The 12,670-nt window shown below is 57.9% G+C and carries 11 protein-coding genes and 3 pseudogenes; 7 read left to right on the forward strand and 7 right to left on the reverse strand.

The window, feature by feature from the left end; translation table 11 throughout:
• Positions 1–32: 32 nt before the first annotated feature.
• Positions 33–1,112 carry a cupin domain-containing protein gene (locus tag AB7C87_RS07950; protein WP_369728887.1) on the reverse strand — a complete coding sequence of 360 codons (1,080 nt, stop codon included), beginning with the start codon at positions 1,110–1,112 and terminating at the stop codon, positions 33–35.
• Positions 1,113–1,284: 172 nt separating this feature from the next.
• Here AB7C87_RS07950 and AB7C87_RS07955 point away from each other — a divergent pair, with 172 nt between their 5' ends.
• Positions 1,285–2,160, forward strand: coding sequence for a fumarylacetoacetate hydrolase family protein (locus AB7C87_RS07955; RefSeq protein WP_369728888.1), 876 nt, complete (start codon positions 1,285–1,287; stop codon positions 2,158–2,160).
• A gap of 142 nt (positions 2,161–2,302) precedes the next feature.
• Here the strand turns inward: AB7C87_RS07955 and AB7C87_RS07960 are convergent, their stop codons facing one another.
• From AB7C87_RS07960 to AB7C87_RS07980, 5 genes and pseudogenes are all read right to left on the reverse strand, one after another.
• On the reverse strand, positions 2,303–3,004 hold the full coding sequence (locus AB7C87_RS07960; RefSeq protein ID WP_369728889.1) for an acetate--CoA ligase family protein: 702 nt from the start codon (positions 3,002–3,004) through the stop codon (positions 2,303–2,305).
• Positions 2,997–4,385 (reverse strand): acetate--CoA ligase family protein, encoded by a 1,389-nt coding sequence (locus tag AB7C87_RS07965; protein ID WP_369728890.1) that lies wholly within the window; start codon positions 4,383–4,385, stop codon positions 2,997–2,999. Before AB7C87_RS07965 ends, AB7C87_RS07960 begins: the two co-directional genes overlap by 8 nt.
• A 96-nt stretch (positions 4,386–4,481) precedes the next feature.
• Positions 4,482–5,249, reverse strand: a complete 768-nt coding sequence (locus tag AB7C87_RS07970) for an IclR family transcriptional regulator (RefSeq protein WP_369728891.1) — start codon at positions 5,247–5,249, stop codon at positions 4,482–4,484.
• 230 nt (positions 5,250–5,479) lie between these two features.
• The gene (locus tag AB7C87_RS07975) at positions 5,480–5,713 is read right to left on the reverse strand and encodes a beta-propeller fold lactonase family protein (RefSeq protein ID WP_369728910.1); all 234 of its coding nucleotides are present in this window, start codon (positions 5,711–5,713) and stop codon (positions 5,480–5,482) included.
• Positions 5,696–6,130 (reverse strand): annotated as a pseudogene (locus AB7C87_RS07980) (mannonate dehydratase); the annotation flags it as partial. The gene AB7C87_RS07975 and the pseudogene AB7C87_RS07980, both read right to left, overlap by 18 nt.
• Positions 6,131–6,193: 63 nt before the next feature.
• Between AB7C87_RS07980 and AB7C87_RS07985 the strand changes: the two are divergent.
• From AB7C87_RS07985 to AB7C87_RS07995, 3 genes and pseudogenes are all read left to right on the forward strand, one after another.
• Positions 6,194–6,836: pseudogene (locus tag AB7C87_RS07985) on the forward strand (transposase); the annotation flags it as partial.
• 211 nt (positions 6,837–7,047) lie between these two features.
• A pseudogene (locus AB7C87_RS07990) lies at positions 7,048–8,046 on the forward strand (IS630 family transposase).
• Between the two features lie 374 nt (positions 8,047–8,420).
• Positions 8,421–9,386, forward strand: coding sequence for a right-handed parallel beta-helix repeat-containing protein (locus AB7C87_RS07995; RefSeq protein ID WP_369728892.1), 966 nt, complete (start codon positions 8,421–8,423; stop codon positions 9,384–9,386).
• Between the two features lie 489 nt (positions 9,387–9,875).
• Here AB7C87_RS07995 and AB7C87_RS08000 read toward each other — a convergent pair whose 3' ends face one another.
• Complete coding sequence (locus tag AB7C87_RS08000) at positions 9,876–10,400, reverse strand: transcription factor (RefSeq protein WP_369728893.1); 525 nt, start codon at positions 10,398–10,400, stop codon at positions 9,876–9,878.
• 1,048 nt (positions 10,401–11,448) lie between these two features.
• Here AB7C87_RS08000 and AB7C87_RS08005 point away from each other — a divergent pair.
• From AB7C87_RS08005 to AB7C87_RS24205, 3 genes are all read left to right on the forward strand, one after another.
• Entirely contained in the window at positions 11,449–11,724 is a 276-nt protein-coding gene (locus AB7C87_RS08005; protein WP_369728895.1) for a PadR family transcriptional regulator, read from the forward strand.
• 91 nt (positions 11,725–11,815) lie between these two features.
• On the forward strand, positions 11,816–12,124 hold the full coding sequence (locus AB7C87_RS08010) for a hypothetical protein (RefSeq protein ID WP_369728896.1): 309 nt from the start codon (positions 11,816–11,818) through the stop codon (positions 12,122–12,124).
• Positions 12,125–12,339: 215 nt separating this feature from the next.
• A complete protein-coding gene (locus AB7C87_RS24205) occupies positions 12,340–12,492 on the forward strand; it encodes a DUF7837 family putative zinc-binding protein (RefSeq protein WP_440590506.1) in 153 nt (50 codons plus the stop codon).
• Positions 12,493–12,670: the final 178 nt, after the last annotated feature.

Below are 12,670 nucleotides of genomic sequence, written 5' to 3' on the forward strand. Positions count from 1 at the left end.
ACGGTCGTGGGGTGTGTGCGAAACGAAGGTAATTACTCCTCGATTGCCGCCTCGGCGTAGAAGTTCATCGACCGCAGGATCGGCTCGTCGGTCATACCGAGCAAGACCGCCTCGTCGTTCGGTTCGTGGTGGTGTGGTGCGTCCGGCGGCACGACGAAGATGTCCCACTTGTCCCACTCGAGGGCCTCGCCGTCGACGTGGGTTGTGCCCTCCCCCTCGATGACGAAGTAGACCTCGGTGGCGTTGTGGAAGTGCGGATTCGTTGCCCCTTCGTTCAGCAGCTGGGCGCGAAACGACATCGTCGGGAACAGCGGCGACTCTCCAGTAGCGGGGTTGACGTACGCGAGGCTGTGCCCGTCGTGTGGATCCGGCTCGTTGTTGTCGGCGCGCTGGCGCAGCGTCTCTTCCATCTCGTCCCAGCCGAAGCGGTACGGCGGCGTCGCCGCTTTGTTGCCCTCGAACGGACCCGGAATCGAGCCGTCCGCCCCCTCGTTTGCAGGACGACCACGTCCGTACTGAGAGTCCCAGTAGCCCTGGGTCTTCGTGACTGGTTGACGCTCGAGTTCGTGGTTCTCGAAGACGTGGGAGTTGTTCAGCGTGTCGAGGAACAGCGGCAGGTCGAGGACGTCGAGCCACGCCGCGGTCTCGTCGCCGTCGTTGATATGGTCGTGCCACTCCCATTGGGGCGTCGTCACCAGGTCGTTGTCCTTCATCGGAAACTCTTCGCCGGCGACGACCGTTTTCATGTCCTCGTGGCCGTCGATAGTAAAGCGAAGGGCGCTGGCCGCGTGCCGGTGGGAGGGTGCGGTCTCGCCGGGTGAGACCGTCTGGACGCCGACGTAGATCGTGTTCGAGATCGCGTGTGTCGTGTTGATCGGAACTGCGACACGTCGCTGGAATCCCGGCGGCAGGTCGGCGATTGGAACGTCGCGTTCGATGCCGTCGATGGCAGCCTGGATGTCCTCCCACTTCCAGATATCCGGCTCGAGATCGTCGATGAGTGTTCCCATGTCGTTTTCGACTTCCCAGAGCGGACGGAGGTCGTTCTGCTCGAGCAGGGTTCGGGTGTCGTCGCTCAGCTCTAGCAGGTCCGCTGGCTCTTCCTGTACCATGCACGGGTGTTCGGCAAACGATGCTATAAGTGTGTTGGAGGGACCAACTCCTCCAGGAACAGGCGTTTTCGGTCCACGGACGATGACTGGTGCAGTGAGGCCGCACCGGTCAGTCGGCACGACCATCGCCGAGAAAGGATGATTTATGTAGCCGGCTCGCAGTGCATGTAGTATGCGATTCGTCAGATTCGACGACGACCGACTAGGCCTGCTGACCGACGATGGCATCGTAGACCTCACCGGTCGACTCGGGCTCGAGACAGCCGATCCACTGAAGGAGTACGCTCGGAAGGGACTGGATGCGAGCGAGTACGTGGACGCCGACCCCGATTACGATCGCGACGAGGTTCGTATCGAGTCACCCGTCCGCCGACCTGGAAAGGTGATCGCCGCGCCGCTGAACTACGAGAACCACGTCGAAGAGGCCCTCGCAGACAAAGACATCGTCACCGACGAGTGGTTTACCATCGAGGACAAAGGCTATTTCCTCAAAGCGCCCTCGAGCGTCGCCGGTCCGGCAGATGGCATCGAATTGCCGTTCACAGATCGGCGGGTCGACCACGAGATCGAACTCGCGTTCGTGATGGGAGAGGACGTCAAGGACATCGACGCCGAGGACGTCTGGGACGCCGTCCTTGGCTACACAATCTTGCTCGACGTCTCCGTTCGCGGCGATCAGGACCGCTCGAACCGAAAATCCTACGACACGTTCACCATCATCGGCCCCTGCGTCGCCACCCCCGACGAGGTCGTTAACCCACACGACCTCGAGATGGAACTGCAACTCAACGGGGAGACCAAACAACAGCAAAACACGGGGGGGATGATCTACAGCTGTGCCGACATCGTCGAGTACGCCTCGATCGGCGCGGTCATCGAAGCCGGCGACGTCATCACGACTGGAACGCCGGAAGGCGTAAGCGCACTCTCCGGCGGCGACACCATCGACGCCGCAATCGAGGCCGTCGGCGCGATGACGGTCGACGTCACCGAACGCGGTGTTGCCTTCGAAGACGTCAACGTCCAGAAGAGTCAGCAGGACGAGTGATACGGATTGCTGTAACTATGTATTGCCGATCAGCAGGGCGGGGTCGGTGATCGGCGGTACGTGACTACAGTAAACCGTATGACAGAGGGCCGCTACGGCATCGAACTTCGTGTTCAGCAGCGACGAAACCGACGACCGACAGTCAGTCCTCGAGCGTCACGAGCGCGTCGAGCGCAACCGCGTCCTCAGCACGCACAAGTAGCGGATTGACCTCCACCTCGGTGATCGACTCCCGTTCGACGAGCAGGTCGCCGACCGTGACGATAGCGTCGGCAACTGCCCCCCGATCAACCGCCGACGGTCCGCGGTAGCCATCGAACAGGGGGGACGCCTCGAGATCGTGCGTCATTTCGATAGCTTCGGCGGTCGAAATCGGCGCAATTCGGTGGCTCGTGTCCTGTAACACTTCGACGGCGACGCCGCCCAGGCCGACGAGGACGGTGGGACCGAACGACGGATCCCGGGTTCCACCGACGATCACCTCGAGGCCAGCATCGAGATCGGCACCCGCTTCGACGTAGACGGCAGCATCGACGTCGCGTTCGTCGGCGGTCGCGAAGATGCGGTCGGCGGCCTCGCGAACCGCGTCGGCGTCCTCGAGTCCGACGGCGACGCCGGCCCCATCGCCCCACTCGCTTTTGTGTTGGACCGTCGGCGCGGAGACCTTTGTGACGACGGGATACCCCACACGCTCGGCTGCGTCGACGGCAGCCTCTGCTGAATGGACGAGTTCGCCATCTGGCGAGGAAAGACCGCAGTCGGCGAGCAGCCGTTTAGCGTCGCCCTCTATCAGCGTCGTTTGCCCGTCCGCGAGCGCCGCTTCGATCGGATCGGTGTCAGTCATCGGCGGTCACCTCCTCGTCCCCGGCTATCGCGGATGGCTGGCGGTTTCGCTTCGCATACTGGACGAGCGCTCCGACGGCGTCGGCAGCCCGTTCGGGTGTTCGATACGTTGGTACGCCACAGCCCTCGAGTTCGGCCACCTCGTCGTCGATCACCGACTCGAGACCGGCCGTCCCGAAGACGATGGGTTTGTCCACCGTGTCGACGAGTTCCTCGAGAGCGTCGGTCGGGTAGCCCAGCGCGGCTTCGTACAGTTCGTAGACGAGGACGATGTCGACGTTGTCGTCGCGTGCGACGGCCGCGACGACGTCGCCGAACCTGGGCATCGGCCGGCCGGTGTCGACTGGGTTTGCGGAGAAGGTGATCCCCGGGAGGATCTCCTCGACGACGGTTTGGGTCTCTGCGGAGAGCGAGGGAAGCGTCGCTCCGGCTCGCTTCAGGCGGTCGGCGATGGCGATCCCCGGGCCGGCCTGGGCGGTAACGACGCCGACGTTCGGGCCGTCGGGTTCCGGACAGGTGGCGAGCGCCGTTCCAGCGTCGAGCAGTTCGGACACGGATCGAACTGTTGGGACGCCGTACTGGGCGAAGCCGGCCTCGTACAGCTCGTATGAGCCGGTCAGCGCCCCCGTGTGCGACTCGGCGAAGTCGCCGACGTCCTGCTCGCCGACGTTGTAGGCGACGACCGGCGTCTCGACGGCCCGGCAGGTCTCGAGCAGCCCGCGGGCGTCATCAGTTCCCTCGACGTGTAACATGATTGCGTCAGTGTCCGAATCGGAATCGAAGTACTCGATCGCCTCCTCGAAGCCGACGGTCGCGTGGTTGCCGAGGCCGACCATCGCGGAGACGCCTCGGCCCTCGTTCTCCGTGTGGAACGCCAGCGAGTAGGCGAGCCCGCCGCTCTGGGCGACGATCGCGACGTCGCCCGGCGGGACGTACTCGACGTCGGTCGCGAAGGTCGCGTACAGCTCCGCCGAGGGGACCAGAAAGCCGCTCGTGTTTGGTCCGAGCACCGACACGTCGCCCTCGGATGCGGCCGCCTCGAGTCGCTCTTGTAACTGTTCTCCGTCGGGGCCGGCCTCCGCGAAGCCGCCGGCGAAGACGACGGCCGCGCTGATCCCGGCGTCGCCACACTCTTCGATCACGTCGGGAACGACCGGGGCCGGGACACAGAGTAGCGCCAGGTCACAGTCGCGGCCGATTTCGGTCACCGACGAGACGAACTGCCGGCCACAGACGGTCCCTGACGCCGACGGGTTGACTGGATACACCGGTCCGTCGAACGCAACCGTATTTTGCATCGCCTCGTAGCCGATCTTTCCTTCTGTCTTCGACGCCCCGACGACGGCGATACCGCTGGGGTCGAACAGACTTCTCGCAGTCATACCACTGGTGTTGTCGGAACTGGGTGAAAACCTTTTCCCAGTATACGTGTCGTCTCATTCTGTACCGTGGTCGTATCGTTCCCTCTTCGAGTCCCATCAGCCGTAGACGAGTCGCAGTTCGATGTCGTCGACTGCTTCGAATAGTGGCTCACACAGTTCTGCGTCGATTCGCCCCTCAGTGAGTCGATTGGCCGCGCCAGCAATCGTGACAGCCGCAACTGGCCGTCCATCCGCGATTACGGGCGTTGCAATCGCATGAAGTCCACGCATGTCCTCTTGGAAGTTTATCGCGTACCCTCGCTCGCGAGTGGACTGGAGTTCGTCTAATAGCGTCTCTTCGTCGGTGATCGTGTTCTCAGTTTGTGCTGGCAGGCCGTGGCGCTCGATGATCTCTCCGACCTCGTGTTCGGGTAGGTGGGCCAGGATGGCTTTTCCGGCCGAGTTGGCGTGTAGCGGTACCCACGTCCCGATCGTCGAGTCGAACGAGAACGAGTCATTGTGCGAGACGCCGTCGAGGAAGATTCCGCGACCGTTTTCGTGAACGATCAGCCAGACGGCCTCGTCCGTCTCGACTGCCAGGCGTTCGATACGGTTTTTCGCCGCGTGGTAGACACCGTATTGGTTGCGAACAGCGACACCCGTGTTGAAAAATTGCAAGCCGAGTCGATACTGGTGACCGTCGTTGACGACGTACCGTCGTCGCTCGAGACTGACCAGGTGCTTGTGGACTGTACTCTTGGCGAGGTCGAGCCGTTCTGCGAGTTCGGTGACGCCCGCACCGCCGGTTTCTGTGAGTGCTTCGACGATAGCGAACAGCGTTTCGTTCGATTTGATGGTCCGTCCATCATCGGCGCGTTCTTTCATGATAAATATGATTTATCTCCGATTACATAATCACTTCCGAAAAAATACTGATATGATGACGGGAATGAACCGAGACGTTCTCTCTCATGAAACGAAGCTGAATCTCCTCTTCATTGGACTGAGATGCTTACTTTTGGCTGACGCGTGGAAGATTTGATTCTCTGTCGTTTACACGGGTACATTGGTAAAATGGTATCGATTATCCGTATTACTGGCTGACAATGCGTTCCCTATTGGCGAACGAAGGATCTGACACGGACGACCGCGTACTCGCCGCGCGGATCGATAGCGACGTGACACGGTCCGGTGCCACCGGTTTCCGTCCGATCTAGCCGGGCGAGATCGCCGGCTTCGGGGTCAGTGTCGTAGGCGACAGCCGTTCCCGGCTCGCGCTCGTTCACCGCGACGACGAACGATTCGGACGGGTGAAAAGCCACAAACGAGAGATCCTCCTCGCCGACCATTCGAGGCACGTGATCGGGACGAATCAGACCGTCAAAGCCGACGTCTCGATACACCTTAATGGCGGCTTTCATATCGGTCGGACCCTCGTCGTGCCACGTTTCGACGAACTTTCGGCTGTCGCCTTCGACGTCGCGAAAGTGGACGAAGTGGATCCGATCACCGAACTCTCCGATCGTTTCCTCAATGTCCGCCCCCATCGCGGCGAAGTTGTCCTGACAGAACGTCACGCCGTGGTTCGGGCTATCGTACATCTCGAGGATCCGCCGATAATCGTCGACGGATTGGTTGACGCCTGCCTCCTCTGCGACCGGAACGATCTCGTCGAGGAAGTACTGGAGGTGTTCCCAGAGCTCGTCCTCGGAGAGGTCCACTCTCTCGTGATCGGGAGCCCGCTCCATCCACTCGTGACCGTAGCCGATGCGCCGAGGGTGTCATAGAACAGTTCACATACCAGAGAGCAGGGTGAACGCTGAGGTGGTATGAGCCCAGCAACCCTGCAAGATAATCCTACGGTAGAGACGTTCTTCAATGTCGTGGAGACAGAGACGCTAGCGCTGTTTGAGCACCTCTCTTTCGAGTTTCTTGAAGAGTTCGACGTGTTCGCCCCGGCGCAGACGGGGCGAACACGAGATCACGAACCACCAGAGATGATGCGTGGGTTTCTGCACTGCTACTACAAGGACGTCTACGGCATTCGTCCGGTTACGCGAGAACTGAACAACACAGTCGTCTGGCTCAGCTGTGATTTCGATCGACCGCGGTCGAGAGACGCGGTCGATCGCTTCCTCACCAATCTCGAACACGTTGTTGACGAGATTTTCGACCGCCTTGTCGAGCAGGCCGCCTTGCGGGGCCTGCTCGACTCGACCTACTCTATTGATTCGACAGACGTGAGAACGATGCCAGCCGATCAAGATGTATCGAAATGCTACGATCCAACGGCTGAAGAGTACTACTACGGCTACGGCTGCACGATCGTTTCGCCCGGTTCGAAGATCCCGATTGCGGCCGAATTCACGGAGAGCAAACACACCAGAAGAGACGGCGATGCGCGTCACACGTGACGTGCTCGCCGTCGAAACACCGATCTGGATGCTTGGAGACAGCGCCTATGACACCCTCTGCTACATATAGAGGGTGGATCTCACAGCTGGGAGCCACTCATTTCAGCGAGCGCGTCAGCGCGAGCAGGGTGGGCTAGTTCACAAGGAACAGTTTATTAAAAGGGAAGCAATAGTGAGTATAATAGCATATGCCCTTTTGGTTTGATACAAGCTACAAAGACCTACAGTAACCGTTAGAATTATTTGCTCGCAGAGACATACAACAGCCAGTGGATCATCTCGACGAAATCTCAGTCGAAGAGTTGCAAGATGCTCTCGACAACGTAGACGGAAAGAAGCCGACACAACGGATCTTAGCCGCAATAGCGTACAAAAATGGCGTTCAGCAGACTGAACTCGCCGAGTGGTACGGCGTGGAGCGACGGACGATCTATAGTTGGCTCAAGCGACTCGATACTGATGAGTCGCTTGAGCAGGCTATGTCTGATGCTCACCGATCTGGGAGAAATCGAAAGCTCTCGGAAAAACAGCAAGAACAGTTCGAAGCAACTGTCCACGAACCTCCTGAGAAAGTTGGGCTCGACGCGCCGGCATGGACGCCGGCGCTCGTCCAGCAGTATCTTGACGAGACGTACGATGTCGAATACTCAATCCCGAGTTGCCGGCGGTTGCTCAACGAAGCGGGTTTGAGCTATCAAAAACCACGCCGCACAGCTGCTGAATCCGATGCTGACGAGCAAGAAACGTTCCGGGAAGAGTTCAAAAAAAGCGGCGGGAGATGGACGCCACAGTAGTCTGTATCGATCAAACCAAGAAACCGTGCAAGTCGAGCCGCGTGCCCCGTGGTTTCCTCGCGGCACGCGGCCGTCTGTTGAATTATCCAGTCAACGCGACTGGACGTGTCTCTTGGGCGCGAGCACCGAAGACGGTGATCGCTTTTTCGCTCGATTCGAAGAGTACGTAACCGCCGAATACGCCAAACATTCCATTTTTAAATCATGTAAAGAATCCAAATATCATTTGTTCATTGTACTGGATGGAGCGCCGTATTTTCAGGCATCTGTCGTCACGGACCTGGCGGCCGTGACGACCTCGCCTTCGTCACGTTACCGGCGTACTCGCCAGAGTTATATCCTGTTGAGGAGTGCTGGAGACAACTCCAAGCCGCTCTCAGGAACCGCTTCTTTGAGTCACTCGTCGATCTTACAACGGCGATTGATACAGCTCTTGACCAACTCTCTATACCAACAGTGAGCAATTATTTCTAATCACCACTATAGGCCACGACACTTTTCAACAAAGTCGAGGATATCGATCTCCATACCAATCTCGGTTTCCTCGGATTCGTCCTTCTAACCCGTGATATCAGCCGATTAGATCGCTATTCAACAGAGCAGTCCAAACGCGTCAGCTACGCCGACAGCTACGCGATCCGGATCGAAACCAGCCTCGAAACGGAACGGACCCGGACGGTCGACGTCTTCGGCAACGAGATCGCCGGCGGAACCGGCGTCGGCGTGTCGACCTACGGATCGACCGACGACGTCTCCGTCTTCGAAAACGACATCGAGGGGGCACAGACAGGCATCCTCACGAGGACTCGCCTCGAGGGAACGCTCGAAAACGTCGAGGTGAGAACACGGTGGAAGACGCGAGCACGGGGATCAGGGCCCAAGGCACCGAGATCTACGACAACGACGTAGCCGCAAGCGAGAGTACCGGCCTCGTCCTCCGGGGCGGTGCCGAAGCCTACGACAACACCGTGACTGATTCCGGCGAGATTGGCGTTGACGTGGACCGGGAGGATAATCTGGTCCGCGACAACGAAATCGTCGGCGTCGCTACGTCAACGGACGGCGCTGGCGTGATGATCGAAGACGTGGAGAACCGTATCGAGAACAACACGATCGAGGACGTCGCATCCCCCGGCATGCGCGTCGACATCTACTCTATCGGGTCCAATACGACCATCGTCGAAAACGAGATTACGGGCGTCGAGGGCGCGGCGATCGAACTCGAACTCGACCGAAACGAGACCAGTGATCGACCGGCACTCACGCGCATGAACATGGAGACCGAGTCGGCAGTCGAAGGCGAGTTAACGATACGGCGGTCCCAATCGATCGCAGACGTCGCGAGCGACGAGATCGAACCCCCCGAAACGGAGTCGGTCGGTTACTTCTCCATCGACAGCAAGATAGACGACGACGTCGAAACGACGACGTTCGACGTCACTGTGCCGAACGACCGCCTCGAGGACGGTCACAACCCGGTCGACGTCAGCATCTATCACTACGACGGCAACTGGGTCCCACTCGAGGCGACCGTTCTCGACGAGAGTGACGACCTGCGTTCGTACGAGATAGTTGCGGACAACGTTTCAACGATCGCTGTCGGTGTTGGCGACATCGATCCGGACGATGAAGACGGGGCTGACGTGGATACTGACCTGGACGAGACAACCCCTGAAGAAACAGACGATGTTGATACCTCGACTAGGGATGACAGTACAGACGAAACCGACGATGATACGCCAGGGTTTGGTATGGTTGTTACACTCATTGCAATTCTCGCGTTACTCACAGTAACCTCCAAACTCCGAGAGTAGCACGCTCGTCACTAGTTGTAAACGACCACGGGTCGGGTGACCCGTGGCTTTTCTAATCACCTCAGCTTACGTCGTAAGCACTCCACGCGAAGCGATTTCGCGGGATGAAGATGTGCGGTTTACTGAACGCCCCGGCCCAGGCAGGCTCACCTTCCGAACAAACGGTTGGGTTTTGCGAATCCGGTAATTAAACAGGAAGATACCGATCCTATTCGATTTCAACAGGCAACTGATCGACTGCAAGAGTGATGATCTTCCTTCCTCATGGGGTGCTATCAGTTACGCTTGAGCAAAAAGACATCTGTACCGAGGAACTCGAAAACGAGAACACAGCGCTTCAAGAAGTACTGTCTACCTCTGAAGACCAACTCGAGCGCTTCAATCAGCAGCCTGATATCGAAACGGATGGTGATACCGCTTCAGATAACGGGACTCAAGATACGGTATGTCAGGCCCATAACCAACAACAGCGAGAACAGACCAGTGTTTTTAGGTATCAGTGTCGACGTTGAGTTCGTCGCGGAGGTCATCGGTTCGCCGTTCTATGGCGTTGACGAGCCGGTCGTTGTCCATCGGTTCCAGCGGCGTCCCGCTGTTGGGGCACTCGAAGCCCAACTCCATCGCCTCGCCGAACTCGAACCGAATCGATGATACCTCAGAGAGATAGAACTCGTGAGTGCGTTCATACTCTAAGCGTTCCTCGAGTGCCTCAAGCAATTGGTACATCTGCTCTTCGAGATTTTCGGGGATATTGTCGTAGTGGAACGTCCAGAGATACGTTAGCCAGCCCGAATCCTCGTCACGGAGCCGCCGGTATGATGCCAGGTCATTCTCGTAGAGGATGAACAGCGTTCGGCGGACCGCCTTCAGTTCCAAGTCCAACTCCTCTGCGAGTTCTTCGTCCGTTACCTCGCCGTCAGGCGGTGCGGCCGCTACCATCATTCCTTCCGGTCCAACTAGTTCATGGAGGTACTTTTGGATAACCGGATCGTCCAGTAGATCCTCAAAAGCCATTGTAGTCTCTCTGAGACGAACTTTATTAAAACCACCGGAGTTTTTATCAACATGTGGCGCCGACTCACCGGCCTTAGTCAAGCGGTCTGTTGGAATCCTCCATCGCTGACAGATTCGATGCAGAAATTGGGCGAGCATGTTTCGCATGACGAGTATCGCCGAACACGTGACGGCGAGCGTGTACACCACCATACTGGTATCATGCTGTCGTCCTACGGCCGAACCTTCGTCGAATAAGCGATGGGGTCTATGTGACGGGTGGATTTCATTTACAGTTATTGCCGTCCAGGCTTTCCGGAGATTGAAAAAATGCCTGGACAGGGATGTCCAAGGAAAAATCGGAAGACTGCGGCTGATGTCCAGGCAAATTCGGGGCGAAAACCGATTAGTACACACAATTCTTGCGACCCCACTCTTTAGTTAAGCTGAAAGTGAGACGGACAGATTTTTTGGAGCTTCTGTCAGATTTCAGCCGCCTCAACGGGAATCAAGACAGACGATAGTAACAACTGCAACAATGTACACACTGATCGCCGATCGGTCTGGCGATCAGGTGTGCAAGACCTGCAGTGGCTACTATAGATGGGCGAAGCGGACAGCTACGAACCCACAGCCAGTAGAGCATTCGAACGAATCTCGCGAATGTCTGTCAGCGCCACCGGATTCCAACAGAGCCACCTCTCGCAAAACAGGTCCAGGGACCCCGTTTCAGTGATGCCAGCGAAGCGGCGGGGTTTACCATGGTACATCGGTGTATGACAGATGCGACACGAACCCGCCACCCCATCTCTCAGCCCGGTATACGAGAATCTGTTGGTTGATTCAATTATAGAACGTAGTTTTCTATGCCTATTTGGATCGGAAACATTCGGGGGACGAATCACTCCGTTGTTCATACGATTGAAAACAGAATGACTGGCATCGAAGCCGGCGACGTGTGTCTCCCTGTCGGCAGGACAGTCACGAACGGAGGAGTGTCACAGACTGTTAACACTCGGTTTGATCCCGAAAAGAAGTCAAATACAGGTTCGTTGAAGACTCTTGTAGAATGAACGACCTCACCGGATTTCAGCGTGATCTGTTGTACGTGATTGCAGGTGCTGACCAGCCGTCTGGTCAGGACGTCAAGGATGAGGTGGAACGGTACTACGAGAGTGAAATCAATCACGGGCGCCTCTATCCGAACCTGGATACGCTCGTCAACAAAGAGTTCGTCGAGAAGGGACAGCTCGATCGCCGGACGAACTACTACGACATCACCGATGCCGGTGAAGACGTAATCCAGGAGCGACGAGAGTGGGAGCACCAGTATATCGATATGTGAGCAACGTGCATCCAGTCGAAGTGGACGTTCACCGGCTCCAACGGTTATCTCGAAGAGAAGGCTTATACTGGCAGAATAAGCTCATCGGAGTATGTCCGCTGAGACCCCCGACACTCTGCCACATCTCATTACTATCGTGGGCAGAGGCGTCCCTTCGAACTACGAAATCACCGTCGACGGCGAGATCGAACTGGTCGGTGCTGATCCACTCGAGGAAGCCACGGTCGTCACGGACCACGCCGCAGAGGGCGCGGTCGATACCGGAGTGATGCGATTTCGATTTTCCGGCCAGATGGCAAACGTTCAGGTCGCTGACTGGAACGGCGCACCGGCACCAGAATCACCGAGTACACCGGAGGTCCACATCGATTACGGCGCACCCGCCCAAGACGGGAACTGATGTCCGTTCGGTCGCTCGACGAAGCCACTGGCGGCGGCTATCCCGGGATGTGCTAGAGATATGGAACTTAACGCTCTGACACCAGTAGTTTCAGTTTCACTGTGGTTGGGTCGCTTATATACCGATCAAGTTGGATACTGACTGTAGAGGGGGCAGACACACCACACCCAGTCGCAGTCACATGCGCTCCCCCTTTCACCCACTTGCAGTAACTTATGTCCACGACGAATCCACCATCTCTCGGTACCTGCCCATTCTGCCACGCCGAGATCACGACGACCGACGTGATTCTCGAGTATGAAACAGACTCGGGTTTGGCGGTATACGCCGAGTGTCCCGAGTGCCAAGACGTCGTGAACCCACAATAACCGCGTCCCATGCTATTTGAAGAGATGAACCGGTTGCTGGCCCGGACAACCCGGACAGAGGTCGTATACGAGTGCCGGCGCTGTGGAACCACTGTGGATAGTGATAGGGATCAGCAGACTAGTTCATATCTTCTGGACGCGTAGAGAGTCTCATGACAACGTGGGGCAGCAAGTTGGA

The sequence above is a fragment of the Natrarchaeobius versutus genome (assembly GCF_041205745.1).
Taxonomy (GTDB): Archaea; Halobacteriota; Halobacteria; order Halobacteriales; family Natrialbaceae; genus Natrarchaeobius; species Natrarchaeobius versutus.

What these genes read in the sequence shown, in the direction of transcription:
- AB7C87_RS07960 (WP_369728889.1), bottom strand. Translation starts at nt 3,004, where the DNA reads ATGACTGACACCGATCCGATCGAAGCGGCGCTCGCGGACGGGCAAACG.
- AB7C87_RS08005 (WP_369728895.1), top strand. Translation starts at nt 11,449, where the DNA reads ATGAACGACCTCACCGGATTTCAGCGTGATCTGTTGTACGTGATTGCA.
- AB7C87_RS07975 (WP_369728910.1), bottom strand. Translation starts at nt 5,713, where the DNA reads ATGGTCGGCGAGGAGGATCTCTCGTTTGTGGCTTTTCACCCGTCCGAA.
- AB7C87_RS08000 (WP_369728893.1), bottom strand. Translation starts at nt 10,400, where the DNA reads ATGGCTTTTGAGGATCTACTGGACGATCCGGTTATCCAAAAGTACCTC.
- AB7C87_RS07950 (WP_369728887.1), bottom strand. Translation starts at nt 1,112, where the DNA reads ATGGTACAGGAAGAGCCAGCGGACCTGCTAGAGCTGAGCGACGACACC.
- AB7C87_RS24205 (WP_440590506.1), top strand. Translation starts at nt 12,340, where the DNA reads ATGTCCACGACGAATCCACCATCTCTCGGTACCTGCCCATTCTGCCAC.
- AB7C87_RS07970 (WP_369728891.1), bottom strand. Translation starts at nt 5,249, where the DNA reads ATGAAAGAACGCGCCGATGATGGACGGACCATCAAATCGAACGAAACG.
- AB7C87_RS07955 (WP_369728888.1), top strand. Translation starts at nt 1,285, where the DNA reads ATGCGATTCGTCAGATTCGACGACGACCGACTAGGCCTGCTGACCGAC.
- AB7C87_RS07965 (WP_369728890.1), bottom strand. Translation starts at nt 4,385, where the DNA reads ATGACTGCGAGAAGTCTGTTCGACCCCAGCGGTATCGCCGTCGTCGGG.
- AB7C87_RS08010 (WP_369728896.1), top strand. Translation starts at nt 11,816, where the DNA reads ATGTCCGCTGAGACCCCCGACACTCTGCCACATCTCATTACTATCGTG.